Source organism: Olivibacter sp. LS-1 (assembly GCF_008245145.1).
Taxonomy (GTDB): domain Bacteria; phylum Bacteroidota; class Bacteroidia; order Sphingobacteriales; family Sphingobacteriaceae; genus Olivibacter; species Olivibacter oleidegradans.
Genome location: NZ_CP041643.1, coordinates 3,936,940 through 3,961,101 on the forward strand (window position 1 = coordinate 3,936,940; position 24,162 = coordinate 3,961,101).

34 protein-coding genes are annotated in these 24,162 nt (G+C 39.4%); 10 read left to right on the plus strand and 24 right to left on the minus strand.

What is annotated here, in order from left to right:
* Positions 1-57: 57 nt before the first annotated feature.
* The 3 genes from FKG96_RS16185 to FKG96_RS16195 all read right to left on the minus strand — a co-directional run bounded on the left by FKG96_RS16185 (position 58) and on the right by FKG96_RS16195 (position 1,807).
* A complete protein-coding gene (locus FKG96_RS16185; protein ID WP_130855909.1) occupies positions 58-234 on the minus strand; it encodes a microviridin/marinostatin family tricyclic proteinase inhibitor in 177 nt (58 codons plus the stop codon).
* Positions 235-354: 120 nt separating this feature from the next.
* On the minus strand, positions 355-1,290 hold the full coding sequence (locus tag FKG96_RS16190; RefSeq protein ID WP_130855908.1) for a DMT family transporter: 936 nt from the start codon (positions 1,288-1,290) through the stop codon (positions 355-357).
* 97 nt (positions 1,291-1,387) lie between these two features.
* Positions 1,388-1,807: a hypothetical protein gene (locus FKG96_RS16195; RefSeq protein ID WP_130855907.1), complete on the minus strand. Its 420-nt coding sequence runs from the start codon at positions 1,805-1,807 to the stop codon at positions 1,388-1,390.
* Between the two features lie 268 nt (positions 1,808-2,075).
* Here FKG96_RS16195 and FKG96_RS16200 point away from each other — a divergent pair, with 268 nt between their 5' ends.
* Positions 2,076-2,669, plus strand: coding sequence for a PAS domain-containing protein (locus FKG96_RS16200; RefSeq protein ID WP_130855906.1), 594 nt, complete (start codon positions 2,076-2,078; stop codon positions 2,667-2,669).
* 74 nt (positions 2,670-2,743) lie between these two features.
* Here the strand turns inward: FKG96_RS16200 and treZ are convergent, their stop codons facing one another.
* The 4 genes from treZ to FKG96_RS16220 all read right to left on the minus strand — a co-directional run bounded on the left by treZ (position 2,744) and on the right by FKG96_RS16220 (position 6,335).
* Complete coding sequence (gene treZ, locus FKG96_RS16205; protein WP_130855905.1) at positions 2,744-4,552, minus strand: malto-oligosyltrehalose trehalohydrolase; 1,809 nt, start codon at positions 4,550-4,552, stop codon at positions 2,744-2,746.
* A 72-nt stretch (positions 4,553-4,624) separates the two neighbouring features.
* Positions 4,625-5,140, minus strand: coding sequence for a ferritin-like domain-containing protein (locus FKG96_RS16210; RefSeq protein ID WP_013667047.1), 516 nt, complete (start codon positions 5,138-5,140; stop codon positions 4,625-4,627).
* A gap of 37 nt (positions 5,141-5,177) precedes the next feature.
* A complete protein-coding gene (locus FKG96_RS16215; protein WP_130855904.1) occupies positions 5,178-5,405 on the minus strand; it encodes a hypothetical protein in 228 nt (75 codons plus the stop codon).
* A gap of 474 nt (positions 5,406-5,879) precedes the next feature.
* Positions 5,880-6,335: a hypothetical protein gene (locus FKG96_RS16220; RefSeq protein WP_149105708.1), complete on the minus strand. Its 456-nt coding sequence runs from the start codon at positions 6,333-6,335 to the stop codon at positions 5,880-5,882.
* A gap of 104 nt (positions 6,336-6,439) precedes the next feature.
* On the opposite strand from FKG96_RS16220, the gene FKG96_RS26775 reads away from it, so the two are divergent.
* Both FKG96_RS26775 and FKG96_RS16225 read left to right on the plus strand, forming a co-directional pair.
* Positions 6,440-6,604 carry a hypothetical protein gene (locus FKG96_RS26775; protein ID WP_168204567.1) on the plus strand — a complete coding sequence of 55 codons (165 nt, stop codon included), beginning with the start codon at positions 6,440-6,442 and terminating at the stop codon, positions 6,602-6,604.
* Positions 6,601-7,158, plus strand: coding sequence for an FRG domain-containing protein (locus FKG96_RS16225; protein WP_246860337.1), 558 nt, complete (start codon positions 6,601-6,603; stop codon positions 7,156-7,158). The genes FKG96_RS26775 and FKG96_RS16225 overlap by 4 nt, the downstream gene beginning before the upstream one ends.
* Here FKG96_RS16225 and FKG96_RS16230 read toward each other — a convergent pair.
* The 10 genes from FKG96_RS16230 to FKG96_RS16270 form a co-directional block, all read right to left on the minus strand.
* The gene (locus tag FKG96_RS16230) at positions 7,155-8,102 is read right to left on the minus strand and encodes a zinc-binding dehydrogenase (protein ID WP_246860292.1); all 948 of its coding nucleotides are present in this window, start codon (positions 8,100-8,102) and stop codon (positions 7,155-7,157) included. The two genes, FKG96_RS16225 and FKG96_RS16230, sit on opposite strands and share 4 nt — an antisense overlap.
* The gene (locus FKG96_RS27000) at positions 8,056-8,355 is read right to left on the minus strand and encodes an alcohol dehydrogenase catalytic domain-containing protein (RefSeq protein ID WP_246860293.1); all 300 of its coding nucleotides are present in this window, start codon (positions 8,353-8,355) and stop codon (positions 8,056-8,058) included. Before FKG96_RS27000 ends, FKG96_RS16230 begins: the two co-directional genes overlap by 47 nt.
* 87 nt (positions 8,356-8,442) lie before the next feature.
* Positions 8,443-9,117, minus strand: a complete 675-nt coding sequence (locus tag FKG96_RS16235; RefSeq protein ID WP_130855901.1) for an SRPBCC family protein — start codon at positions 9,115-9,117, stop codon at positions 8,443-8,445.
* A 68-nt stretch (positions 9,118-9,185) separates the two neighbouring features.
* Positions 9,186-9,923 (minus strand): DUF72 domain-containing protein, encoded by a 738-nt coding sequence (locus tag FKG96_RS16240; protein WP_130855900.1) that lies wholly within the window; start codon positions 9,921-9,923, stop codon positions 9,186-9,188.
* A gap of 10 nt (positions 9,924-9,933) precedes the next feature.
* Positions 9,934-10,659 (minus strand): hypothetical protein, encoded by a 726-nt coding sequence (locus tag FKG96_RS16245; protein ID WP_130855899.1) that lies wholly within the window; start codon positions 10,657-10,659, stop codon positions 9,934-9,936.
* A 5-nt stretch (positions 10,660-10,664) separates the two neighbouring features.
* Entirely contained in the window at positions 10,665-10,946 is a 282-nt protein-coding gene (locus FKG96_RS16250) for a hypothetical protein (protein ID WP_013667057.1), read from the minus strand.
* Positions 10,947-10,998: 52 nt separating this feature from the next.
* The gene (locus FKG96_RS16255) at positions 10,999-12,639 is read right to left on the minus strand and encodes an alpha-amylase family protein (RefSeq protein WP_130855898.1); all 1,641 of its coding nucleotides are present in this window, start codon (positions 12,637-12,639) and stop codon (positions 10,999-11,001) included.
* Entirely contained in the window at positions 12,636-14,273 is a 1,638-nt protein-coding gene (locus tag FKG96_RS16260; RefSeq protein ID WP_013667059.1) for an alpha-amylase family glycosyl hydrolase, read from the minus strand. Before FKG96_RS16260 ends, FKG96_RS16255 begins: the two co-directional genes overlap by 4 nt.
* A gap of 34 nt (positions 14,274-14,307) precedes the next feature.
* Positions 14,308-15,204: an SDR family oxidoreductase gene (locus tag FKG96_RS16265; RefSeq protein ID WP_130855897.1), complete on the minus strand. Its 897-nt coding sequence runs from the start codon at positions 15,202-15,204 to the stop codon at positions 14,308-14,310.
* 78 nt (positions 15,205-15,282) lie between these two features.
* Positions 15,283-15,477, minus strand: coding sequence for a hypothetical protein (locus FKG96_RS16270; protein WP_130855896.1), 195 nt, complete (start codon positions 15,475-15,477; stop codon positions 15,283-15,285).
* Between the two features lie 276 nt (positions 15,478-15,753).
* Here FKG96_RS16270 and FKG96_RS26780 point away from each other — a divergent pair, with 276 nt between their 5' ends.
* Entirely contained in the window at positions 15,754-15,924 is a 171-nt protein-coding gene (locus FKG96_RS26780) for a hypothetical protein (RefSeq protein WP_165446958.1), read from the plus strand.
* Positions 15,925-15,950: 26 nt separating this feature from the next.
* On the opposite strand, the gene FKG96_RS16275 is transcribed toward FKG96_RS26780, so the two are convergent.
* From FKG96_RS16275 to FKG96_RS16285, 3 genes are all read right to left on the minus strand, one after another.
* A complete protein-coding gene (locus FKG96_RS16275; RefSeq protein WP_013667063.1) occupies positions 15,951-16,151 on the minus strand; it encodes a hypothetical protein in 201 nt (66 codons plus the stop codon).
* A 138-nt stretch (positions 16,152-16,289) separates the two neighbouring features.
* Positions 16,290-16,496 carry a KTSC domain-containing protein gene (locus FKG96_RS16280; RefSeq protein WP_013667064.1) on the minus strand — a complete coding sequence of 69 codons (207 nt, stop codon included), beginning with the start codon at positions 16,494-16,496 and terminating at the stop codon, positions 16,290-16,292.
* Positions 16,497-16,513: 17 nt separating this feature from the next.
* A complete protein-coding gene (locus tag FKG96_RS16285) occupies positions 16,514-17,308 on the minus strand; it encodes a hypothetical protein (RefSeq protein WP_149105710.1) in 795 nt (264 codons plus the stop codon).
* Positions 17,309-17,496: 188 nt separating this feature from the next.
* Between FKG96_RS16285 and FKG96_RS16290 the strand changes: the two genes are divergently transcribed.
* The 4 genes from FKG96_RS16290 to FKG96_RS16305 all read left to right on the plus strand — a co-directional run bounded on the left by FKG96_RS16290 (position 17,497) and on the right by FKG96_RS16305 (position 20,540).
* Positions 17,497-18,240, plus strand: a complete 744-nt coding sequence (locus FKG96_RS16290; protein ID WP_130855894.1) for a nucleotidyltransferase — start codon at positions 17,497-17,499, stop codon at positions 18,238-18,240.
* A complete protein-coding gene (locus FKG96_RS16295; RefSeq protein ID WP_130855893.1) occupies positions 18,240-18,989 on the plus strand; it encodes a metallophosphoesterase in 750 nt (249 codons plus the stop codon). The genes FKG96_RS16290 and FKG96_RS16295 overlap by 1 nt, the downstream gene beginning before the upstream one ends.
* 111 nt (positions 18,990-19,100) lie before the next feature.
* Positions 19,101-19,751, plus strand: coding sequence for a response regulator transcription factor (locus FKG96_RS16300; RefSeq protein ID WP_130855892.1), 651 nt, complete (start codon positions 19,101-19,103; stop codon positions 19,749-19,751).
* 150 nt (positions 19,752-19,901) lie between these two features.
* Positions 19,902-20,540 (plus strand): response regulator transcription factor, encoded by a 639-nt coding sequence (locus FKG96_RS16305; protein ID WP_013667069.1) that lies wholly within the window; start codon positions 19,902-19,904, stop codon positions 20,538-20,540.
* 215 nt (positions 20,541-20,755) lie between these two features.
* Here the strand turns inward: FKG96_RS16305 and FKG96_RS16310 are convergent, their stop codons facing one another.
* Positions 20,756-21,274, minus strand: a complete 519-nt coding sequence (locus tag FKG96_RS16310) for a GNAT family N-acetyltransferase (RefSeq protein ID WP_013667070.1) — start codon at positions 21,272-21,274, stop codon at positions 20,756-20,758.
* Between the two features lie 209 nt (positions 21,275-21,483).
* Positions 21,484-21,702, minus strand: coding sequence for a hypothetical protein (locus FKG96_RS16315; RefSeq protein WP_013667072.1), 219 nt, complete (start codon positions 21,700-21,702; stop codon positions 21,484-21,486).
* Between the two features lie 64 nt (positions 21,703-21,766).
* Between FKG96_RS16315 and FKG96_RS26785 the strand changes: the two genes are divergently transcribed.
* Positions 21,767-21,925, plus strand: a complete 159-nt coding sequence (locus FKG96_RS26785; RefSeq protein WP_165446957.1) for a hypothetical protein — start codon at positions 21,767-21,769, stop codon at positions 21,923-21,925.
* A 374-nt stretch (positions 21,926-22,299) separates the two neighbouring features.
* Positions 22,300-22,572, plus strand: a complete 273-nt coding sequence (locus FKG96_RS16320; protein ID WP_130855890.1) for a hypothetical protein — start codon at positions 22,300-22,302, stop codon at positions 22,570-22,572.
* Here the strand turns inward: FKG96_RS16320 and FKG96_RS16325 are convergent.
* The gene (locus FKG96_RS16325) at positions 22,569-23,534 is read right to left on the minus strand and encodes a TIGR03885 family FMN-dependent LLM class oxidoreductase (protein WP_130855889.1); all 966 of its coding nucleotides are present in this window, start codon (positions 23,532-23,534) and stop codon (positions 22,569-22,571) included. The genes FKG96_RS16320 and FKG96_RS16325 overlap by 4 nt on opposite strands.
* 179 nt (positions 23,535-23,713) lie before the next feature.
* Complete coding sequence (locus tag FKG96_RS16330; protein ID WP_130855888.1) at positions 23,714-23,977, minus strand: hypothetical protein; 264 nt, start codon at positions 23,975-23,977, stop codon at positions 23,714-23,716.
* Positions 23,978-24,162: the final 185 nt, after the last annotated feature.

Genomic DNA, 24,162 nt, shown 5'->3' on the forward strand with positions numbered 1-24,162 from the left:
ATCAAAATGGACAAGAGGTCGGCGCCAACCCCTTGTAGATGCTAAGATTCAGATACCTTACAGACCCTCGTCACTGTCCGAAGGGAACTTCAACGTAACATTCCAATCCGGCGATTGATGAAGCTCGGACTTTGGAGATTGCTGATTACCATCCTGATTTTTAGCATTTTGAGCTGTTTGTCCTTCTAAGAATCTGGCAAAGAAGGGTTTCTTCATTTGATTTTTAGTTTCCATAACTGTTAGTTTTTAAATAAATAAATAATAAACAAAAAGTAATACGCATTACTACTTAGTAGACGAATCTTGATGAAATTATGCTACATATATGTTTAAATTATTTAAAATAACCAATAATTACGGTTCTCTTCTTGAGCTTGTCAAACGAAGCGTGTGATTTTTCTGACGGTAGCCTCTGTTGATAAAATAGACACCGGTTAAAGTCGTAAATAACGCTAGCAGCGACATCGTCGTCAATTTTTCGTTTAGTAAAAAGAAGCCAAGCATTAAGGCAATAAGCGGGTTGATGTAAGCGTAGATGGAAGCTAATCCCACTGGTAATTTATCCAAAGCATAAATAAAGCAGGGATATGATAGAAGCGATCCTATCACAATCAGATACACTAAAGCCCAAAAGCTATCACTGGAAACTGGCTGAATTAATTTAAAGTCGTCTAAAAAAAGGCTCATTAGTAGCAGCACTATGCCCCCGATGAGCATTTGCATAGCGGCGTTAACAAGTGGATCAGCCTTTGATGGTTTATATTTTGTGTACACACTTCCTGATGCCCAGGCTAAGGCTGCACCGAAAGCTACGAGCATTCCCGTAAAATAGGATGGATTAGACAAATCACTCAAATTATCGTTGAAAATGAGTATAATACCCAAAGTCCCCATGATTAGTCCTGCGACTATTGCTATATTTGGCATTTTACGATCTACCCCGCTTACAAAACTAACGACAACGATGTACACAGGCATGATAGAGACAATCAATGCAGCTAAACCACTGGGAATAAATTTTTCGCTCCAACCTACAACACCATTACCAAGCGTAATCATCAGTATTCCGGGGATTGCTTGACGTATAAAATTAGTCCTGGTAAGCGCGTTCAACTTGCCGGTTATCTTTAGGAAAAGCAATAGTATTCCTCCTGCCACAACCTGCCTAAATCCGGAAAATAAAAAAGGCGGAATGGTATTCACACCAATGCGCATAGCAAAATAAGTAGTGCCCCATACTATACAAACAACAGCGAGGGCAAAATAAGCTTTAAGTAAATCGTTAGCCATATTTAAGCGGATTTTAACCTAAGTCAAATCTCGATAAAATAATCGAGTGATCAGGGTTACATTTCCGGTAAATTTGAGAGATACAGTTATTGTATGCCTACTTTATATTCTTTGTTAAACCATCCAGATAATAGTGTTCTTCCGCGTGACCAAAGAAATAACTTGTTGGATAATAAAAAAGCTTGCTAAAACCGTTAATAACATTGGAGATGTATACAGCTTTAATATGTTGGACAGCTAGGCTATCCTCCAGCGTATTATAAATGTAGGTAGCAGCTCGTTTAGGAAAATCAGCATATTTCTCGTTGTCAAAAAAAATAAATGCGTAAAGTGTCGTATTAGAGAGTTTATCTGCATTATAGCTTCGGCAATATTGTATAATTTCCTCCTTTGCTACAATGGGATCAATTTTAAAAAGAAACAATGTATAGACCTTAAAATCGAAGGTTTCAATTCTTTTTTTAAGGAAGATAATCGGTCTGTTGCCCAGTTTCGCTGTTTGAAAGGGTGTTTCCAATAATGTATCCGCAATTATTACTAATGTACACTGAGAGAATTTAATGCAAAACTACGAATTTATGTAATCAAAAACCAAGCTCGTTGTTTCAGTCGTTTATATTAAACGGAATTTTATACAACAGTTAGATTGTAGCCTGTCATTGATTTACTATGAAGTACATAGGGGCCAAATGTTCACAAACTTTGTAGCTATTGCAATTCTTTTTTGTTAATTTAACCGATTTAATATTGGGGTAACAAACGATTAACTTCCAAATACACTCTTTATGAAGAATATTGAGGAACTTTTACTTTCACTTATTGCGGAAGACAATCGCTATTATTTCATATACAGTTTAACAGATAAGCTTTTTTGCTATGCTAACACATCATTTGAGTCTTTTTTCGGCATCCGCTCCGGCGATAAGAGTATAAATAAACTCACTCGTATTATTCATCCGGATGATGTCCGGCGTTTGAAAAAATATCTCCCATTTTTACGTCAGGGAAATTCGCTCACCGATTTTGAATTCAGGACGATACTCCCTAACGAGAAAACATGTATCCTTTCTCTATATGCACGTATTGACAATAGTTTAGATAAAGAACTATTTTTAGGTTATGTGACTGACATCACAACAATAAAGGAAGATATAGACTATTTGAATGAGCTGAATGATAAAAAAGACTCCATCCTTCATATTCTATTGCATGATTTAGGTGGGCCTTTGGGCAACATCAAAAATCTATCCCGTTTGCTAAACGAAAGATTGAAATCATTGAACGAGGAAGATATACAAAAGATTATTACGTCTATCGAAAAAAATAGCAAAATGAGCATACAGATTATCAATGACTTTGTCGGCCGTCAGAACCCTTAGTGATTGATCGCATATCCTATATTATTCGAAGAAATGCGATAATCACTCGTATGGAGATGATTGGCAAATGCTATTTAATATACTTCTTCTTGCGCTTCGAGAGTCTTTAATATCCACACCGCCCACGGTGTAATAGCCACCGAAGTCCCTTGGTAATAAACCGGTGAGTGATCATGAAAAAGTAGTTCCTTCCAATAAGGGAAGCCGATAGGTATCTTATACATAGTTTCGTCTTCGGAGAAATTAAAAAGACATAATGTATTATCTCTTCCTCCTTCGTTCACTCGTTGTAGGACAAGAAGCCTATCGATCACATTGACTTGTATATCTTTTTTATTAAAGTTAGAAAAAACCGGATCAGAAAACCGAAGCTTGATCAGTTTTTTGTACCAATCCAATATCATTGCGTGCTTTCCTATTGTTCGCTTATCCCAATTTAATTTGGAGCGTTCGAATACGTCGGGATCTTCCGGTGCTGATACATCCTCTTTATCCATAAACGTTCCAAATTCCTTTCTTCTACCATCCTTTACCGCTCTTATCAGCTGTGGATCACCGTGATTAATAAAATAAGAAAATGGATTTTTTTCACCATATTCTTCTCCCATAAACAACATCGGAATGTAGGGTGATAGAATAACAGCGCCTGCCGTTATTTTGAGTCTTTCAAAGTCCAAACTGGTTGATAGACGTTCGCCTTGCCCTTTATTTCCTATCTGATCATGATTTTGATTAAAGACCACGAATTTACTACCCGGTATACCGGCAGAGGAAGCACCGAATCTTTTCTTTCTCGCTTCCACGTACTCACCGGTGTGTACAAAGCCCTCTTTATATGCTTTGGAAAGCTGTTCTATCTTTCCGAAATCTTGATAAAATTTTTTCCCCTCCGGAAAGACCAGCGTATATAATGCGTGATGGAAATCGTCTAACCATTGTCCATCAAAACCAAGTCCTCCGCTCCCTTGCTGAATTATCCGGGGATGATTGTAATCGCTTTCAGCGATCATATATAATCGGCGCCCCAACTCACGTTCAAGCTCCTTTACATAGGCACAGGCCACCTCCCAGAAAGGAACTGATCCATTATCAAACATGGCATGGATAGCATCAACTCGCAAACCGTCCACGTGGTAATGAACAAACCACTCCGCAATATTTGCCAAAAGGTAATTACGGACACCGTCACTCCATTCCCCATCTAAATTGATCGCCTGGCCCCAAGGAGTCATATACTTATCAGTAAAGTACGGGCCATATTCGCCAAGATAGTTTCCTTCCGGGCCTAAATGATTATAGACTACGTCAATGAAAACAGCTAGCCCCTTTTCGTGACATTTGTTAATCAGTTTTTTGAGCCCCATCGGACCACCGTAAGAATTTTGAACCGAAAAGGGATAAACTCCGTCGTAACCCCAATTTCGCAACCCGGGAAATTGGCAAATAGGCATCAGCTGCAGCGCGGTAATGCCTAAGGTTTTCAAGTCGTCAAGCCTCGATAACACCCCTTCAAATGTCCCTTCATCTGAAAAGGTACCCACGTGTAGCTCATATAAAAGTAATTGGTGGGAAGCAATGCCGCGCCAGTTGGCATCCTCCCATGGAAACCGCGCATGGTCAATTACCTGAGAGGGACCGTGTACACCTTCTGGTTGAAAACGTGAGGCCGGGTCAGGATAATCCTTTTCATTATCATCAGGTTGATAAAAATATCGAATGATACCGGTTGCATCTTTCAGCTTGTAACAAAAATAGCCCTCGCTAGTTGGTTTCATGTTATATTTCGCCTCCTTAGGTGATACAATGTGTAGCACCATTGTTTCCTTAAGGGGTGCCCATACGCTAAAATTTACTTGATTACGATTATATATTGCTCCTATCATGCGGGGTATGAAATAAATCAAAGCCCCAATCTAAAACTGACTGGGGCTTTGCACTTAAATAAAACTAATGAACTATTGAGCAACATTGGCTTCAGACATGGCAATGTCCGTTAATTTCACGTCTGTTTCCTTTTCCTCATTAAGAGTAGTGGCTAGCAATTCCTCCGCTTCCGAATGTTCCATCAATTTGGCATAGGTTACCAGACATCCATAGCTTGCAATTTCATAGTGCTCCACTTTTTGGGCTGCGGATATTAAAGCAGCATCTAACACTTCCCCATTTTCAAATTCTTCCATTATTTCTTCCGCCTCATTCAACAGCCCTTCCATTGCCTTGCATTTTTTTCCCCTTGCTGTTAGACCTATGGAATCAAATACGTTTTTTAATCGCTCCACATGTTCTTCTGTTTGCGATAGGTGTTCCTGAAATGCGTTTTTTAGGGTTTCACCATTGGCTTTGGAGGCCATCTTTTTCAAACCTTTCAAAAGTTGCTTTTCGGCTCCTAGAATATCTCGCAATTCGTCTACAAATAATTCATGCAGATGCGCATTGGGCATTCCTTCTGTGTTTTTTTTTGAATTTGCCATAATCTTACTGTTTTATGTTCACCGATTTTTATTTAATTTACCGCTCTTCTTCTCTATCCCGTCCCTTGTCGACATTTCTATTTTGATGCCTAATTGTAATACCTGCTGCCGGCTTATCCGGACCGCTGGTATATTTTTCCGCCAGTTCATTGTCTTCATCTAACCCAGTAACGGCAAACGCATCACGTAGTCCGCTACTTTCTCGGCCTGTGCCCGAAGGACGTCCTTTTGGTGGCACGAAACTGCCATTTTTATCTTTTCCCATACTTGTTCTGTTTTGATCTCTCATAAGATTAGTTGATAATAGAGTTACAGGATTTGTGCCTAAATAGCGGGTTGGTTTCGTAAAAAAAAGAACAGAAACTCTTCGAGGTTAAAATTGGCTGATAAGATGTGTTTATTACAGCATCCACTGTATGGATGTCGATATTCGTTTTTCATATTATTTTTTATGCATATTTGGCAAGATTTTTTCTATGTCCTAATTTCTGATATAACCGGTAGAAAAACAGCACTTCCCACCGACCAAAACTACCTACAGTGGCGATCTATTAAAGGCCTAGATATTAGTTGTTTTGTGGATATGATTATAGTGCCTTCCTTTGTTAAGTGATTATCTGTTTAAGAAGAAAGAACGGAGGTTGGAAAAGGTGCACTTTCCAATGATGAAAAGTAAAATGAAAGTGAGCGGCGCTGCCGTTGTACCCGACGGTACTAAGTTTATGGCGATTGAATGAATCTACCTATATTTTTTAAAAGGGCTTACTAATCTGCTTGTTAACGCGACGCCGGCACTAAAAATCAAATGTGCTAAAATTAAATGGCCGTAATAACGCTTAATAGAAACTTTTGGTGAATTAGCACTCACCTTAAAAAGAGTTTGCCAAATAAGAATACCGGTTAAACCGCTAATTAGCCCCGCATAAGCGCTATCCTTTACATTAGGCTTCCGCTTTCTTTGTTTCCAAAACTCTTGAAAAACAGTCGCCATTGCAAGTCCCATCGCATAGTGCATACCCCAACCACCCGGCTTAGCTATGTATTTGTATTCTTTTGCAAAAAAATCTGATGTTAGCTCAGCGAGAAGTTTCGGTTCTTTGAAGTTTTCCTCTCGTGAGCCGGAAACAGCATAGCTGAAGATCGTCATTGCTGTGGTGCCGACAATGCTTGGAAAAAAAGCTTTTGTTGGTTTCATATCACAAGTTTATGTTATGTAATAAAAAGCGATATACATGCCGGTTTTCACAGACTGTACGGCCTTCGGTACGTTTTTAGTATATATTTCAGAAACATCATGTGATGGAAGCAGAAATTACCTCTGTCAACGAATATCTTGATACCATTAAAGATTTTAAGAGAAAACAGAACGAAAGGGAAAGCCATGACTTTCTTTTTAGGGGCCAGGCGCTGATTATCCTCTGGTTTCGAAATTACTTAGATTACGCCCTAAGGGAGATCTTCTGAAAGTTGAGCAACAATTACTTGAAGAGTTTAAAAGGGCAAATTTCTTATTGGTGAAGGAACATCAAGCAATGAATGATTGGGATTACCTCACCCTGGGTCAACATTATGGACTGCCTACACGCCTCTTAGATTGGTCGAATAATGCCTTAACAGCGCTATGGTTTGCTACCGAGCAATATAAGATGGAGCGATCCCGGCAACCCTATGCTACTATATGGATATTGATGGCTACGGAAGCACACTATTTAAATATGAAAGAGAATCATAATCCCTTTACGGTAAATAAGACAAGGTTGTTCCGACCTCGGATCATCAAGCAACGTATCAATAATCAATCAGGTGTTTTTACTGTTCAAAGCACGGAATCCATTAAAAAAAGACTTTCCCTACATCAGGAAGAAGACTTTGCATCTCGGTTACTCAAAATCATGATTCCTGGAAAATGTCAAGAGTCCGTTCGCGATGAATTACACACATTGGGCGTAAATGCCTTTAGTGTTTTTCCAGAGCTTGAAGGGCTTTGTTCATTGCTTCAATGGAAATTTTTTCATTAGTCGCCAACGAATGATTGAGAAGGTATGAACACTGCACGCATACAATTATCTAGTTTATCATTAAAAATGCGGTATGCATACGCTCCTTCCTCCAATGACATCGGGTGTGTCAATAAAAAAGATGGATCTATTTTTCCGTTGCGGATATGCTCAAAAAGCCGAGGGACATAACGTTGCCCGTGCATTTGTCCACCTCGCATTGTCAGACCTTTATTCAAAAACAGACCCATTGGGATTTTATCAACTAAACCGGCATATACGCCCACAACTGATACCGTTCCACCTTTTCTACAGGCCGTTATAGCTTGTCTTAACACCGCCGGGCGATCGGATTGCAGTCTTAAGAATTGCTTGGATCGATCGTAATAATGTTCCATCCCAGTCGTATGGGCCTCCATCCCGACTGCATCGATGCAACAGTCCGGGCCCCTTCCTCCTGTTGACTCCTTCAACGCCTCCAATATATCCGTTGCTTCATAATTTAACACTTCTGCATGGCTATAGGTGGCAGCCGCTGCCAAACGGTAGTCAAATCGATCAATTGCAATAACTTTTTCAGCGCCCATTAAGTAAGCACTCTGTATTGCCATTTGTCCGACACCTCCTGCGCCCCAAACCGCCACGATATCTCCTGGCTTTATGGAGGCCATTTCTGCCGCCATAAAGCCGGTGGGAATACCGTCGGAAACGAAAACTGCCTTGGTGTCAGGTATGTCTTCCGGAATTTTAAAGGCCCCGTATTCTGCAAATGGAACGCGTATAAATTCGGCATGACTACCTGCGTATCCTCCAAATAAATGCGAATATCCAAAAATACCTGCTGTCGGATATTGATAAATCTTTTCTTGTAATCCGGCATTTGGATTCGAATTGTCGCAAAGCGACCAGGTTTGTTGCTTACAATAGTGGCACTCTCCACAGCCGATAACAGAAACAACCACCACCCGGTACCACCCGGTCGCCTACTTGTAATCCCTTTACCTCTTTTCCGATCGCTACGATTTCTCCTATAAACTCATGGCCGATTACGTCGCCTGCTTTCATGCTCGGGACAAAACCGTTTATAAGATGCAAGTCGGACCCGCAAACCGAACTCATCGTAACTTTAACTATTGCGTCCTTTGGATTTACAATAGTAGGATCAGGTATACGTTCTACCTTGAGGTCCCTAACGCCATTCCAACATAATGCTTTCATATTTATAATTCTATCGTGTCACCTGTTCGGCGAGTGTTTATACATCATCTTAGATTGTTGAATCGAACAACAGCATGCTGTAAATACTTATTCTTTATTCAGTTTGTTCGTCGCTCGTTCTCCCGTTTCCATTATTTGTTTAAAGCCCCTTACTTCATTTGCTATTAAATACTCCAAAGGCTTATTTAGTACTTTTGCAAGCCCTTCTCCTAAAATACCGGCGGGAGGTCTATAGCTAAAGATGACCGTTATTTCGGTACCTTGATTATTTGGAGCATCTTTAAATACCACTTTTCCGGCGTTAAAAATCAGTGGATTACGAATCGATTGCCATCCGATTAGCTCATTTGGTTCATCCTTTACAATTTCCGCATCCCATGTAATCTCACGGTGATACCCTGGTATTTTAGCAGTCCAGGTAGATTTATTCTCCTGAACTTTTACCGATAGAAGATGTTCCATGAATGAAGGAAGATTTTCTAGATTTCTCCAATACTGATAAAGCTCCTCACGAGGCTTATTAATAGTAAAATAACTCCTAACATTAACATTATGTCTTTCAGTGCTATCCAGATCAATCGCATTATATAATAAACACCTACCTGTAATTCCTCTATATATTAAATAGATACTAGGAATTGTCTTCAAAAGGTTGAATTTTTTCAATGAACTTCGCAAAAGCAATGCGCCGAAACCTACTGAAATAATTCGTTCAATGGTATTTACATTTATTTTATCATCATCGCTGTTCATGGTTTCCATATTTTAAGGGTATTTCTGTAAAATATAAAGACGGCTCGTCATACCGCATACGATTCTTGGATGGCAAGTTATTCGGTAAGCATTTTTTGCATGCTTTGGGCATTTAATGCAGCAAAGCCCGATTGGTCGTTGTCGAAATATACATAAACATCTCTACCCTCGTTTTGCCATTCTTGGCATCGATCAACCCATTTGCGCAACTGTTCGTCGGTATAATTGCCCTGATACTTAGCGCCCGGGCCATGCAATCGGATATAAACAAAGTCGGCAGTCACAATAATTGGTGATTGATGACCAGCTAATTCATAGATGCAAAAGGCACAATTCGCTTTTTCAAGTATATGATAAATTCGATCCTCATACCAAGACCCGTCCCTAAATTCAAAGGTAAAGCGATGATCTTTCGGTAAAAGTTTCAGAAAATCGATCAGCCGCTGCTCATTAATATTCCATTTTGGAGGTAATTGAAAAAGTATTGGCCCTAATTTGTCTTTAAGGTGTCCCGCATGCTCAATAAACTCGTCAACAACCTCTTTTTGTACTTTCAGTTTTTTTAAGTGTGTTATAAATCGGCTTCCTTTTACTGCAAATTTAAAATGCGCCGGCACCGCGCGATACCAATTGCTGAACGTTTCGGAAGAAGGTAGTCTATAAAAGGAATTATTGAGCTCTACCGTCGGAATTTTCGTTACGAAGTATGTTAATTGTTCCGATTCTTTTAGTCCTTCGGGATAAAACGGCCCTTTCCAATGTTTGTAGTGCCACCCAGAGGTCCCAATATACGCTACTCCTTTCCTTTTTGCCATGAGATCTCGTTCATTCGAAATATAAAAAGATTTGATTTCCTATCGCTTTCACAAGCCCTTTTTCAACTCCGTCCATTTTCCAACCGCTTTTGGCGCAACGGATAATGCCCAAATTTTTATCATTTAAGGTAATGGATAACTCGTAACACACGCCTTCATGACATGTTTCGGTTATTGGTATTCCCTCGCCTTCGTAATGCACTCCTTCGTAATCGAAGGTTAATGGAATAGGGTCGCTTTCTAGCTGGGCAATGATTTCTTTAAGAAATTTAACGAGGTGCTTACGTTGGGTGGGTGCCTTAGTACTCCACTTATCGCTATCTGCACGTTTATGAGCAAGCTTAAATTTTAAACCGGACATCTCCGTGGAATAGTCGTTCGCATTTAACTTTTTTACGTTTTGATGAGCCAAAATATACCAATGGTATTCCGTTCCTACCGGAACACCCGACCCTTTTGGCGCATGTCCCTTCCGTCGCTTAGTTACTGCATAAAAAATCTCCCAAAGGTCCGGTGTAATCTTTGTTTCTTTCCAGTCACCCTGGTCATATTCCCAATGGTGACTTCTGCCGATTGCCATTCCTGTATATTGCTTGCCGCCATATTGCTTAAAGGCATTATATGATTTGGAAAGATCTTTTTTTCCGGGAGCTTGCCTTTTTTTTTCGATTTCCAACGTAGGTTCTTCGAGCGCTTTCTTCTTCGTTTCCGGTTTTCGCTTTGCTGTTGTTGCCATCTCCTTTATTTTCGCTGAATGAATTTGTGAAAAGTACTCTGTTCGCCATCTGATTTTTTTTCCTGAAAAAGAAAATCCAGTTTATTTTCTTCAAATTCTTCAAAGAAATCTTCCCAGCTTATTTCCTCCAGGTCGTCATTATGCTCACTATGTTCAGGAAAATGGATTCTTAAAATACCTGCATCTTCGCCATTTCCTGTTCCTTTTACTCTGGCCGGGACACCACCCCGTTCTTTTGCCCATTGCTTTATTTCATTGTGATTGCTTGTTTGATTCGATGTGCTCATAGGTATAAAATTTATTTGTTTAAAAATATATTTAATAATAGGTAAACAATTGCTATTCCAGTTTAGACAGCTTATACCAAAGGTAACTGTAAGGAGAGAGTATGAGATTTATTTTTCCGGCAGATTCTTTCATTGATAAGGGGCTGCCCAACACACAGGTTAGCACCGGTTTTTCTTTCGTTAGATCTATTTCCACGTCTGCATTTGTATACGAAAAGTTATTAATGATAAGTATTCCATAGTCATTGAGATCATATCGATAAATGAATATTTGCGGATGATCATTCTTTAAGATTTGAAACGAACTGCAAAAAGCCAGCTTATACTCCTTTCGAGAGGCGATTATTTTTTTTGTTTGACATAATATTGAAAATTCGTCATCCATTTCTTTGGAAACATTGATGTTTTGATATCCATAAACTCCTCCATCAATCACTGTCCACTTAAGCTCGGGTGGTGAAACGGAAGAAAAACCACCATTGAATGTATCGTCCCATTGCATAGCTGTTCGCACGCTTTGTCGTTCCTGCAAGTCCAAATCATCTCCCATTCCGATTTCTTCACCATAACGAATTACAGGGCTTCCAGGGAGTGTTAATAGAAGATTCATACTTAAACAAATATGCATTCGATTGTTGTTCAACATAGGAGGCAATCTTCTTCTAATGCCCCTATCATAGATTCGCATAAATGGACAGGGTGCAAAAACTTCCATAACGCGGGCTCGTTCATCGTTTGTTAATCGTTCCAAATCCAATTCATCATGGTTTCGAAGAAAGTTCAGATACTGACCGTGGCCATTTGAGAAGGGTAAGCGTTTAAAAGCGTTTATTAGCGGTTTAGCACAGTGTTCTGCAAGAGCGAGAAACAGATAGTTATTCAGGAAGAAATTAAATAATCCATCAAGTTTTTTCCCTTTGTTAAAAAAACGGGGATAGTCTTCCGGTTCAACATCCGCCTCTCCAATAAGAATCGCGTCTTTATTGATTTTAAGAACAGCTTCCTTCCATCGATCTAGAACGTCATAGGGGTTTCCTTCAAAACGCTCGTCGCCTTTGTTTTTAAGTATGTGTGGAACGGCGTCAATGCGAAAACCAAAAATGCCAAACTGCATCCAGAAGTTTAAAATTCGAAGAATCTCTTCCTGAACTGCGGGATTTGACACGTTCAAATCGGGTTGAAAGTGATAAAAAGTATGGTAGTAATAACGATTCACCTGGTGATTATATTCCCAATTGCTTTCTTCGACAGTCTTGAATACCAAATCTTCCTTGTCATTTTCCGGTTTCTCATCCTTCCATATATAAAAATCGTGAAATCTGCTGCCTCTATCGGATATTGCTTCAAGGAACCAAGGATGTCGATTGCTTGTATGATTAACTACCAAGTCGATAATTATTTTAATATTTCTTTTTGCGGCCGATTTTACCAGTACTTCAAAGTCCTGCAGTGTTCCTAACCGAGTATCAACTGTATAGTAATTAACCACATCATATCCCCCATCCTTTTCGTCTGAGCTATAAAAAGGTACTAGCCAAATACAATTGATACCTAAATATTGAAGATAATCCAATTTAGATATAAGCCCTTGAATATCACCTAATCCGTTGTGGTCAGCATCTTTAAAGCTTCGAACGTCCAACGAATAGATGACAGCTTCTTTTAACCAATGTTGAGAGCATAGGTCTTTCATGTATTAAGAACAGGTGCAGAAACGGTTTTGTTTTTTTCTAATCGAATAACCAGTGCTTCATCCCCACCTACATAGATTTCTTCTTCAAGTGATAGACCCTCAGTCTCGGGTGTTGTTGCTAAAATTACCTCGCCTTTTAAAACGGTCTTGCCTTGTTGTTTAAAATAAGCGGGTCTTGGCGTTAAATTCAATGCGATAAGAAAGGTAGGATATCCTTCGAGCGCTCGTTTATAAATAATCAACTGCTGATCGCTAAATATAGGAACATAGTTGCCGTATTGCAATGTCGGCTCTTCATTCCTCAGCTTGATAAGCTTCCGGTACAAGGTAAGCATACTATAAGGATTATCTTTCTGAATCTCTACATTCTCCCGTTTAAAACGCTTGTCGACTCGAAGCCATGGTTTAACTGTTGAAAAACCGGCGAATTCACCATTGTTCCATTGCATGGGGGTTCTGGCGGGATCCCGGCTTAAATTTTTACCGGGCATATTTAGTCCTTGGGGATCTTGCACTTCATCGCTTGGTATAGGAACATCGTACATGCCAATCTCGTCTCCATAGTAAATTGTTGGCGTTCCCCTTAGTGTAAGTAGTAAAAATGCAGCAACCCTTGCCTGTTGGCCTCCGATACGACTAGCTATACGCGGCTTATCGTGATTGCTTAGAACCCAATTGGGCCAACCATTTTCCGGAATTGCCCCCTCGTATTCATCAATGGCAACAGCAATTTGTTGGGCATCCCACGGCAATGTGAGTAATTGGAAGTTAAAAGGCAAATGCGCACCACTCGAATTAATTCCATAGTAGGTAACTAGCCGTTGGATTGGCAGGTATATTTCACCGATCAACACTTTCTCCTGATACTGTTCGAGTAGCGCACGCATTTGTCCAACTAACTCATGCACTTCCGGCTGATCGGTAGAATATACGGGGAGCAGACGATTATAATTAGCATCCCTTTCTTGAAAATCAGGATTGAGCGGATTATCCCGAAGTTGTTTGTCTTTAATTAAATGCCACATAACATCAACGCGGAACCCGTCAACGCCTTTTTCCAACCAAAATTGCATTACCTCCAACATCGCTTTTTGAACATCTTCGTTTCGCCAATTAAGGTCTGGTTGTTCTTTTAAAAATGCATGATAATAATATTGCTGTGTATCTTCATCCCACTCCCAAGCGCTTCCACCGAATACGCTAAGCCAATTATTAGGAGCCGAGCCATCTGGTTTGGCATCTTCCCAAATATACCAAGAACGCTTTGGTGAATCTTTTGATGACTTGGACTCGATAAACCAGGGATGTTGGCTGGATGTGTGATTAGGCACTAGATCCAATATCAACTTCATGTTTCTCCTATGAAGTTCATCAAGGAGTGATTCCAAATCGTGCATCTCGCCGAATATAGGATGAATCTGTTTATAATCTGATATATCGTAGCCAAAATCAGCCATCGGCGAAGGATAAATTGGTGACAGCCATACCGCTCTAATTCCTAACCATTCTAGGTAATCTAACTGTTGGATAATCCCTTTTAAATCGCCTATACCATCCCCGTTACTATCTTTAAACGAACGAGGATAAATCTGATATATAATGCCATGACGCCACCACAATTGCTCTTGGTACATTGTTAAGAAGAAATAAATTTAAAATCTGTCTATACTAAATAGTAACTCGTCCACCGGTAGCAGGTATCGTTGCCCCCGAGATATAGCTGCTTTCGTCAGACGCCAAAAAAACGTAAATCGGAGCCATTTCAGCAGGTTGGGCCGGACGTCCCATTGGCGTATTTTCACCGAACTTATCCGCATTAGGCATCGTAGAAGGAATTAAAGGCGTCCATACAGGACCCGGGGCAACTGCATTGACTCGTATACCCTTCTTTTGCTCTAGAAATAATTGTGCTAGGTTCGACGTGAAGTTTTGGATCGCGCCTTTTGTAGCTGCATATGCTAATAATATGGGTGTGGGAGAATAGGCATTTACAGAAGTGGTGTTAATAATACTTGCGCCCTTTTTCATGTAAGGTTCCGCTGCCTTGCATAAATAATACATACTATGAATATTTGTCGCGAAGGTGTGTTCCCATTCTCCTTCCGGTATATCCTGTAAGCTTTCTCGTCCCATTTGAAATGCGGCATTGTTCACAAGAATATCTACTTGTCCAAATTCGGTAATCGCCTGTTCAACTAGCGATCGACAATGGGAGGCCTCGCCTATGTCACCTTTTACGAGGAGCGCTTTGGTTCCTGCTTCTTGCACCCATCGGGCGGTGTCCTTCGCATCTTCATCTTCAACATCTGCCAAATAGCTGATGAGAACATCAGCGCCCTCGCGTGCAAAGGCGATTGCAGCTGCTTTTCCAATACCCGAATCGCCTCCTGTAATAATGGCTTTCTTTCCTTTCAACTTACCTGTCCCTCGATAACTTTCTTCTCCATGGTCAGCCTTTGGCTCCATTTCCCGCTCAACTCCGGGTGCCTCCTGCTCTTGTTGAGGGAAGGGCGGTACCGGGTGTTTTTTTTGCGGATCTTGTACATTTTGATTAGAACTGCTCATTACTTTTCTCATTAAGGTTAATAGAAAACAAGAAAGTGCCATTATATGGGTTTTCCTTTCTTGTTGGTTCATTGTTAATTAAGGCATCGATGTTGTATCCATTGCGGTATCAACCGGTGCTGCCATTCCTGAAGTATCATTGGGATGCATGGGTTCTTGTAATGTATCTGTTCCATCCCCAGCTCCCATACCATCGTTTGTATCGCCTTGACGATTACCGCATCCAATAAAAATAAATGCTGCTACTGCAGCTGTAAACAATAACTTTTTCATAAGGATATATTATAAATTCAACTAAACTTTACTTCCATTGCTAAAAAACCGAGCCAAGCATATTTTTTTACTGAAATGAATAAAAAAATAAAATCTATTAGAAGATTACTAACAATAAGACGCGTTGGAGATTGAAAGAATTCCGGATAAATAAACAACTTATCCATTTATTAGTACATCTATAAAACCAGGCCGGAAGATGAGATGCGATTGGTCAATTGTGAGGGTAGCGGAACGGCGTTTGCTATAAGTTTAGAAAGATAAAATGACTATTATATGGATCGGAAAAAGAAAAATGAACGTAATCAGCAACTGAACAATGGTGGGACAGACGAACGGAACGGTATGCTACAGAAAAAGAACCCAGACAAAAAGCCTGGCAGAATTAAGCAACCTGCAATTGAAAAGGAGGCACTTATTATTAATGAAAAAGGCAGGAAATTGTAGAATAGTTTCGTATCGGTTTGTATCCGTTAACTTTTATTTTTCTCCCCTAGTTTGTCCTCATCATTTGCATTCTGCCAGTCTTCTGTATTTTTTGGAACCTCATTTATCTGGTCCTTCTGTGGATCTACTCCCGCTTCATAGGATAAATCGGGCTTGTCCTCTTCTTCCCTCTTTTTAGAGGCTTTGTTTTTTAAAGGGGATAAGCGCTTGTCTTTTCTTATAGCCATTTTTTTTTATTAAGGTAATCACACATATAGCACATAAATTATTCCAAGTAGAACAGCGACAAAAAATGTAGTCATGCTATGTATTCTGTTTTAATCCTTTGAGCGCGCTATGGCTGTAATATCCTGTTTTAATTATGTTCAAATTTGTGATTCTCTTTTTTTAAATGGATAGTTTCCCCGTATCTTTTTATTGAAAAAAGCACCTTTCGAACGGGCGTGGATCAGTTCCTCATAAATTATGGGTGGAACATTGTAATAAAGATACAGCAAGCCAGTAGTGAAAACGATTTGAAGAACTTCGGTGTCTGCATTGTAATGAACGGAATCTATAACAGTGGAGGGCATAGCTATATAATTTTGACTTAGTCACATTTTACGAATAATGTTGGTCGCATTACCTGAACTTGCGTAAGTTCCTTAAAAAGATTTTTAGACAATATCTTTTTCACAAAGGTCTTGGCAATTGAAGTCACAACTAATACATCTATATCCTCTTCATTTATCGCCCGTTTAACTCCTTCAAGGACGGTATCTGCTTCTACTACTAAAAAGTGAATATCAACCTTCTCGATATTTCCCCTAATGTCAAGCTCCCATTCACGCATTCGTTCGTATGCCAACTCTTTTTTTTCCTCATTTGCCACATGAAATACCGTTATATCTAGTTTCCCATCAAATAACTGTTCAACTAGTTTAATGCTTTCTATTTCGTTTTCATGAAAACTCGTCATCACGCCAACATGACGAAGATTTGGCAAGTGCTGGCTTTCGGGAAGTACCAATACAGGCGTATAGCACTGCTCTACTAATCCCTCAGTAAGGTCGCGCGACGCATAATGTAAAATATCTGCATACTGTCCGGACACAATGAGATCAAAGTGTTCGCTTCTGTTTAAATCCAAAAGGAACTGCAAGATGTCACCTTGTATTGCCTCTCCCCTAATGTGGACAAGCGGAAAATCGTTTTTCGCCTGCCTCATTAAGTGTTCAAGCTTTTGATCAATATCCTCTTTATTCTCAGATTTGTCATTTTCGAACGACAAAATAATGAATACCGACCAATCGAAGAGATTCGCTTTCTTTAATACAAACTGCAGAACATAAAAGGTTTTTACTGAGAAATTCAATGGTATTAATACTTTTTTTCTTCCAGACATAATAGTTTGAATATTACCTTATTGTGTTGTCAAACAAATAGATTCGGTTAAGGTTTGAAAGCTATAGCAGATTAGGAGGTTCAGGAAAACTCCTTTTAATCTCGTTATTCATGAGTGAAGTATATTCAATACGGAAAAAGAACAAAAAAGGCGGAGATGCTGTTATAACCTTATAGAATGCTAAACTTATGATAGAAACACAGGAGCAAAAAGATATTTCCAATGCATTTTTTAAAGAAGCATTAAAACTTTTAAATGATAGCGGTAGTCCGTACATGCTAGGTGGCGCCTTTGCCATGTTTCATTATACCGGTATTTTTAGAAATACAAAGGATCTCGATATTTTCTGTAAAAGCAGTGAATATCCAAAAATCCTGAAGCATTTCGCCTTGAATGGTTATCGAACCGAATTGACCGATGCGAGGTGGCTAGCCAAAGTCTTTAAGGGAGATTATTTTATAGATATTATTTTCGATACCGTTAATAACATTTGTACGGTAGACGACAGCTGGTACGTACGTGCGAGTACCGGCGAATTTGTTGGTGTACCAGTCAAATTTATTCCCGCTGAAGAGCTGATTTGGTGTAAAATGTATGTTAGGAATCGAGAAAGAAACGACAGTGCTGATATCAATCATACCTTTTTACGATATGGAAAGCATATTGATTGGAAGCATCTTTTAAATCGCCTAGATCAACATTGGCACATTTTACTAGCGCAATTAATAACTTTTCAATTCGTTTATCCGGCCGACTATCGGCACATAGTACCTAAATGGCTTTTTGATGAACTCATAGAGCGAGCGAAAGAGCAATACGAGCTACCGCCTCCCGTTGAGAAGGTATGTAGAGGTCCTTTGATTGATCAAACGCAATATGAGGTGGATATCAAAGAATGGAATTATAAGTCATCTACAATTACAACAATTTAATGATGGGAAAGAAAGTTAAAACCACAATAGCTGCGCTAGCAGATATTCACATTCGAGTGAGTGATAAAGGCCGCTGGGCAGATTGTTTCGAGGAAATAGCTAACAAAGCTGACGTACTGCTAATTTGTGGCGATCTTACCGATACAGGAGATGAAGATGAGGCGACCGTTTTGGCTGCTGAATTAAAATCATGCAATATACCGGTTATAGGTGTATTGGGAAATCACGATTACGAAAAAGGTAGACATAAATTAATTCGTCAGATTCTGCAAGACAGTAATATGGTCATTCTAGATGGCGAAGGTATTGTTATTGATAATATTGGTTTTGCGGGTGTAAAGGGCTTTGGTGGTGGCTTTGACGAATATATGCTATCTATGTTTGGTGAAGAGTCTATGAAATCTTTTGTTCAAGAGGCCGTAAATGAATCGTTGCAGCTGGATCGTGCACTTGCTAGATTGGAGCAAGACAATCCTAATATTCTCAAAATCGCTTTATTACATTATTCACCTATTAAGGAAACCGTAATTGGAGAACCTGAGCAAATTTTTCCTTTTTTAGGCTCTTCGAGACTAGCAGACCCTTTACATAGGAGAAAGGTCTATGCTGCCTTTCACGGCCACGCTCATGCCGGCCAGCTCGACGGTGTGACTTCGGGCGGTGTCCGGGTCTTCAATGTGGCTTTGCCAATACTTAGAAATGAAGATCAAGCCAAGCCCTATTATCTATTAGACGTACCACATAAATAGACAAAAATACAGATAGGATATTAACACGTAGGCATGATAAAACACTTTATTAAATAGCTGTCACATTATCGTGAATCAATAAGCGATTGGCCATTAACCAAATGAGATATCATGATTAACATTATTCTAGTTGACGACCACCATATTGTAAGACAAGGCATTAGGACCTTATTGGAAATTGAATCGGATATTACCGTTGTTGGCGAAACGGATCAACAAGAAGAGCTGCTTTTCCTCCTCGACGAGCGACAAACGGTGGATGCGATCGTTATGGATATCAATATGCCGGATACCGATGGTATAACCTTAACTAAGCATATTAAAAATCTTTATCCAGGTATTCATATCATCGTTCTCTCAATGATGGATCATGAAAAATATGTTTCCCAAGCCTTTGAGGCTGGTGCAACAGCATATTTGATCAAAAACGTAAGCCGTGATGAACTCTTGTTCGCGATTCGGTTTGCCGCCCAGGGTGAACCCTATATTTGCGCGGAAATTAGTTTTAAACTTTTGCGACAAGCTATGAAAGTAGTCCCTTCATCAGCCAGTGCAAATGCTACTGATTTACAAATAAATAACCGTGAAATGGAAGTTTTGGCCCTCACAGCTGATGGATTTACGAATCAGGAAATCGCAGAACGCTTGTTTACAAGTAAACGGACAGTAGAAGGATACCGCCAAAGTCTTATTGAAAAAACAGGTGTAAGAAATACTGCTGCATTAATAAAGTACGCTTATCAAAATGGTATCCTGAAATAATGTATATTACCGTATTTACCGAAGCTAATTTTGGGTATTTATACGTAATTGATGTTTCCTTTAATCACGACCTTTGTTGGCAGTCAGATTGCATAACTGCGACGTGAATTGCGCAGAAAAGTTTAGTGGTTAATTATCTAATTCTCAATTATGAAAACCAAGTTAGCGATTGCGGACAATAATCCTATACGTCGAGATGGTATCCGAGCTATATTACAACAGGACAATATAGATGTCAATTACACCAATAACTGTCTAGAAACCTTAAAAGAGCATCTAACGGATGTCGACGTACTGATTTGGGGTAATGATCTTAACTATTCTATCGACAAGGAATTGATAGCTAAGTTGAAAGGATCCGGTAATTTAAAGATTATAATTTTAGACAACGACCATGGTTTACAGCCTGCGATCCGAGCAATGCATGCGGGGGCGCACGCCTACATTACGCAATCGGTTCAAAAAGAAGAACTTTTATTTGCAATCCGCTATGTTTTGCAAGGTAAAAAATACGTTGATCCAAGCCTAACGGTACGACTTTTTAATAAACTAAGCGACTTTGAAGATCATATTAGTACGCTGAACACCGATCTCGCGCTATCTGACAAAGAAAAGGAGGTGCTTGATTTAATGGTATGCGGCTACGCCAATAAAGAAATTGCTTACCGTTTATTTACCACAAAACGCAACATCGAAGATTTACGTCAAAACCTCATCACAAAAACTGGGGCGAAAGACAATTTAAGTCTGATATTTTATCGTCTGCATAAAGAGTTCATACAAAATTAGATTTAGCGATTTTATCGTTGGTTTGCACTCTTTAGTACCTGCCCGGAACCGTTCGAAAGAAGTATCTGCTTTGACCGAACGGTTTCTTACAACATCAGTGTACCCTTAACAAAGTAATGGTTCTGAAAACCGGCATGTGTACTGCGATAGTGATAGATTAGGTAGAAAAAATTAATCGGACTTGATTTTAAGTCCGATTAAATATACGTAAACCATTAATAAAGTAAATTGGTCGTTCTTCTCGGAATATATTGCTGTAATATTTTACTGTAAATATTGGCATTACTACTCTTATCCATCATAAAGCCCAATTTATCCATGATCTGAATAACCTGGTCATTTATAGAATTAAGTAAAATCTTTACTTCATTGACTCCATAAAAGTATTTAGCCATCTCTAACATCTGATTGAAGGCCTCCACCATTAAACCCTTGTTTCTATATTCCGGAAGTAAGGTTCCACCCACATACATATCTTTCCTGTTCTTTCCTCCTTTGTAAATCATACAAGACCCGATAATTTTATCAGGTGCTGATTTCAAACGAATGGTATACACACACTTTGCTAGCCATAACAAGCGCTTTGTAAATTCTTCCGGCGATTCATCATTTTCGTATAAATCTTGATAGTAAGTACCATACTGCTGCGGGAAAGAATGTAAATGGCAAAACTCACGTGCCTCGCTTAGGGATAGTTTTCTTAAAACTATACCCGTTTTTTCATAGTTTTTCATTAGATAAAAAGAATATATATATGTACTGTAAATAATTTCCCGAAACATGGAAGCCCTTGATGAATAGGAGCTTTCTTGGTACCTATTAATTTTCAATATTTATGCCAAAAAGAAGGAAAAGCTAGATAAAAATCAAAAAATATATTTTTTAGGAAAATAAATTTCATAATAGGGTAAATACGTCTTCTTCAAAAATAAGATGCTAATTCTTAGTGAGAATAACGTTTTCCTTCTCCAATAATATGATAATTATCTAAAACAGCACGGTAACTTGGATAATTGTGGTCAATTTTGCTGATTGGCTTCTTTCCAACCTTTTGCAAAAATTTTTTTAAATGAGGACAGTGCTTACTATTCAAGTTTGTAGGATCAATATCATCGTCCACCGCAACAGCCGTCTCCAAATCGTAACAAACTAAATAATACATGGCTTTTGTTTTTTATTTTATAACAGTTTAAACGCTTTTTTGTTTTTAAGTAAAAATTCTAGTTATGCGAAATTTAACATACGTTGTTTATATTCTACTGTTTACTATCCTGAGCACTATTGTTTTATATTTTGGACGCAGCTTTCTCGTACCCATAGCATTGGCAGCCATTATGGCCACCTTGTTCATTGAAGTTAGCAATTGGTTGAACAACGTGGGCTGAAGCGTACCATAGCATCATCGGCCGCAGTAGACCTGATCGTGCAATTCGTTCAGACCATATATTGGAGTTTTAATAGTAAGCCGTCAAGTGAATATTAATCCACTCCTTATGATCGTAGGCTTAGTGGCAGGTGAAGCCGTGTAGGAACCGCCGGTATGATTTTGGCCATCCCTCTACTATGTGTCATGAAGATTATCTGCGGCCAAATACCAGGCTTAGAGTCTTATGGTTTTTTAATCGGAACACAAGTAAAATAAAAGAGAAAGTTTCGGATAAGCAAAAAAAGTATAAGCTAAGCCCAACCTATTCCAAACATCGTTTGCTGAAACAAGAGACTGTTAAAATATTTTCTACGATTATAAATGATATAAATTATGATGTTTTTAAGTTCGAACGCCCTACGCCTTCTTCGTTTACTAAGAAGGTGGTCAGTTGGATCCATAGGTAAGTTTGCAGAGGAAATGCAATTGGACCCTGAAAGCGTTCTCAAGGCAACCTACATACTGGAGCAAAACGGCTACATTCTTACAGTAGACATCGCTGATGATTGTCCCTATCCAAATAAAATGCTCGAGATAAATGCGCTGGGACTTAGTTTTCTGGAAGGGCTTGACGGTAGAGTGGATAACACACAAGACAAAACCTAGCGCTTTTTTAGCCTTGGGACAACGAATTTTCCGAAATCACGGATAAATTCTTCTTGATAGATGTTGACATTATGAAGAATAAGATGTTCGAAGCCAAGAGACAAGTCTTGCTCCAACCACTGTAGCTGATCCTGCCAATTACTGGATACTCTTATTTTTTTGGGTATATCCTCAAAGCTAACGGATGATCCAAGCGCATCGAATTCTTCTATCGTGGCTATATCACTTAGAAGTATTGGATCTAGTAAATTATTCCTCCATTGTTCGTACGCATTTACAAGGGCCAGTTCCTCTGATGTTGCATACGACAATTGCACTTTTAAAAACATAGGTTTCCCTTCTCCGCCATTTTTCCTGAATGCAGTCACTACCTCCTTCAATTCGTTATACGGCCTGCTAATTGTAATCAAACCATCTGCCCACTTACCTACCCAACCCGCCGTCTCCACACTTACAGCAGCGCCGAAAATTGGAATGGGTTTGTTGGGTCGCGTGTTAAGTTTGGCCCTGTCTACACGCACATGACCCTCGTAGCTTACTTCCTTGCCTCCCAATAAAGCGCGAATAATGGTCGCGCATTCTCTCAAACGTTCATTTCTGAATTTTTTATCGGGCCAGTTGTCTCCTGTGATGTGTTCGTTGATATTTTCGCCGCTACCCAAAGATACCCATAACCGATCTGGAAACATATATCCAAGCGTCGCAATAGCCTGGGCAATTATAGCAGGGTGATAACGCTGCCCAGGGGCGCATACAAAACCAAAAGGAAGCCTGGTAGATTGCATGGCAGCGCCTAGCCAAGTGAAAGCATAGCCGCTGTGTTGTTGGGTTATGCTCCAAGAATGAAAATGATCAGAGCAATGTATAGCCGTAAAGCCGCACTGTTCCGCTAGTATAGCCCAACCTAATAGGTCTGTTGGGCTAAATTGTTCATGAGATGCATGATAAGCGATAGTTTGCATTTTCGTTTGTTTACGTCATACCATATTTTAGGTTGCCGGTGCTAAAAAGTCACAAACCTCTGTGCATTGTGTGAAATATCATATTTCACGTTAGTGCTTCCTATAAAAGTAGTATACGATACCGATAGCTAACAAAAAGATAATTCCAAATAAAATAGGTGCAAACATAGCGTCTTGCGTTAAATAATAAATCTATTAAATTCATTGCGTGGCAGCCGGTAATCTTTATTTAATCTACCCGAAGCGTCATGAATCATACATCGAATATATCCCTGCCCCTTTACGTTTCCTTTGGACGTTTTGCGTTCCAAAAAGACCTGTATTGGATCGCTGGACTCGTCAGTTTTAAAACTTAGTTCGTATTGATTGCAAGAACACGCTATGAGCGACATGCAATCGTATTTTTTACGTAAGATTTTTAATATAGGTTCTTTCAATCCCATGACATCCTTATTTACCACCTATATAAGCAACTATTGAACCTATAAACATACACAAGTATACTTCATGCAAAAATCCTTAGCTCAAGCAATGCGGTGCCGTTGAAGGCAATATTGGCAACATTTTATTAGTGTCCTAAAAAGTGCATAGTGCTGTACCCATTCGACGAGAAGATATAACAATAACT

Coding starts and splice junctions, on each gene's coding strand:
- FKG96_RS16185 (WP_130855909.1), bottom strand. CDS start 234: ATGGAAACTAAAAATCAAATGAAGAAACCCTTCTTTGCCAGATTCTTA.
- FKG96_RS16190 (WP_130855908.1), bottom strand. CDS start 1,290: ATGGCTAACGATTTACTTAAAGCTTATTTTGCCCTCGCTGTTGTTTGT.
- FKG96_RS16200 (WP_130855906.1), top strand. CDS start 2,076: ATGAAGAATATTGAGGAACTTTTACTTTCACTTATTGCGGAAGACAAT.
- treZ (WP_130855905.1), bottom strand. CDS start 4,552: ATGATAGGAGCAATATATAATCGTAATCAAGTAAATTTTAGCGTATGG.
- FKG96_RS16210 (WP_013667047.1), bottom strand. CDS start 5,140: ATGGCAAATTCAAAAAAAAACACAGAAGGAATGCCCAATGCGCATCTG.
- FKG96_RS16215 (WP_130855904.1), bottom strand. CDS start 5,405: ATGGGAAAAGATAAAAATGGCAGTTTCGTGCCACCAAAAGGACGTCCT.
- FKG96_RS16220 (WP_149105708.1), bottom strand. CDS start 6,335: ATGAAACCAACAAAAGCTTTTTTTCCAAGCATTGTCGGCACCACAGCA.
- FKG96_RS26775 (WP_168204567.1), top strand. CDS start 6,440: ATGGAAGCAGAAATTACCTCTGTCAACGAATATCTTGATACCATTAAA.
- FKG96_RS27000 (WP_246860293.1), bottom strand. CDS start 8,355: ATGAAAGCATTATGTTGGAATGGCGTTAGGGACCTCAAGGTAGAACGT.
- FKG96_RS16235 (WP_130855901.1), bottom strand. CDS start 9,117: ATGGAAACCATGAACAGCGATGATGATAAAATAAATGTAAATACCATT.
- FKG96_RS16240 (WP_130855900.1), bottom strand. CDS start 9,923: ATGGCAAAAAGGAAAGGAGTAGCGTATATTGGGACCTCTGGGTGGCAC.
- FKG96_RS16245 (WP_130855899.1), bottom strand. CDS start 10,659: ATGGCAACAACAGCAAAGCGAAAACCGGAAACGAAGAAGAAAGCGCTC.
- FKG96_RS16250 (WP_013667057.1), bottom strand. CDS start 10,946: ATGAGCACATCGAATCAAACAAGCAATCACAATGAAATAAAGCAATGG.
- FKG96_RS16255 (WP_130855898.1), bottom strand. CDS start 12,639: ATGAAAGACCTATGCTCTCAACATTGGTTAAAAGAAGCTGTCATCTAT.
- FKG96_RS16260 (WP_013667059.1), bottom strand. CDS start 14,273: ATGTACCAAGAGCAATTGTGGTGGCGTCATGGCATTATATATCAGATT.
- FKG96_RS16265 (WP_130855897.1), bottom strand. CDS start 15,204: ATGAGCAGTTCTAATCAAAATGTACAAGATCCGCAAAAAAAACACCCG.
- FKG96_RS16270 (WP_130855896.1), bottom strand. CDS start 15,477: ATGAAAAAGTTATTGTTTACAGCTGCAGTAGCAGCATTTATTTTTATT.
- FKG96_RS26780 (WP_165446958.1), top strand. CDS start 15,754: ATGGATCGGAAAAAGAAAAATGAACGTAATCAGCAACTGAACAATGGT.
- FKG96_RS16275 (WP_013667063.1), bottom strand. CDS start 16,151: ATGGCTATAAGAAAAGACAAGCGCTTATCCCCTTTAAAAAACAAAGCC.
- FKG96_RS16280 (WP_013667064.1), bottom strand. CDS start 16,496: ATGCCCTCCACTGTTATAGATTCCGTTCATTACAATGCAGACACCGAA.
- FKG96_RS16285 (WP_149105710.1), bottom strand. CDS start 17,308: ATGTCTGGAAGAAAAAAAGTATTAATACCATTGAATTTCTCAGTAAAA.
- FKG96_RS16290 (WP_130855894.1), top strand. CDS start 17,497: ATGATAGAAACACAGGAGCAAAAAGATATTTCCAATGCATTTTTTAAA.
- FKG96_RS16295 (WP_130855893.1), top strand. CDS start 18,240: ATGATGGGAAAGAAAGTTAAAACCACAATAGCTGCGCTAGCAGATATT.
- FKG96_RS16300 (WP_130855892.1), top strand. CDS start 19,101: ATGATTAACATTATTCTAGTTGACGACCACCATATTGTAAGACAAGGC.
- FKG96_RS16305 (WP_013667069.1), top strand. CDS start 19,902: ATGAAAACCAAGTTAGCGATTGCGGACAATAATCCTATACGTCGAGAT.
- FKG96_RS16310 (WP_013667070.1), bottom strand. CDS start 21,274: ATGAAAAACTATGAAAAAACGGGTATAGTTTTAAGAAAACTATCCCTA.
- FKG96_RS16315 (WP_013667072.1), bottom strand. CDS start 21,702: ATGTATTATTTAGTTTGTTACGATTTGGAGACGGCTGTTGCGGTGGAC.
- FKG96_RS26785 (WP_165446957.1), top strand. CDS start 21,767: ATGCGAAATTTAACATACGTTGTTTATATTCTACTGTTTACTATCCTG.
- FKG96_RS16320 (WP_130855890.1), top strand. CDS start 22,300: ATGATGTTTTTAAGTTCGAACGCCCTACGCCTTCTTCGTTTACTAAGA.
- FKG96_RS16325 (WP_130855889.1), bottom strand. CDS start 23,534: ATGCAAACTATCGCTTATCATGCATCTCATGAACAATTTAGCCCAACA.
- FKG96_RS16330 (WP_130855888.1), bottom strand. CDS start 23,977: ATGGGATTGAAAGAACCTATATTAAAAATCTTACGTAAAAAATACGAT.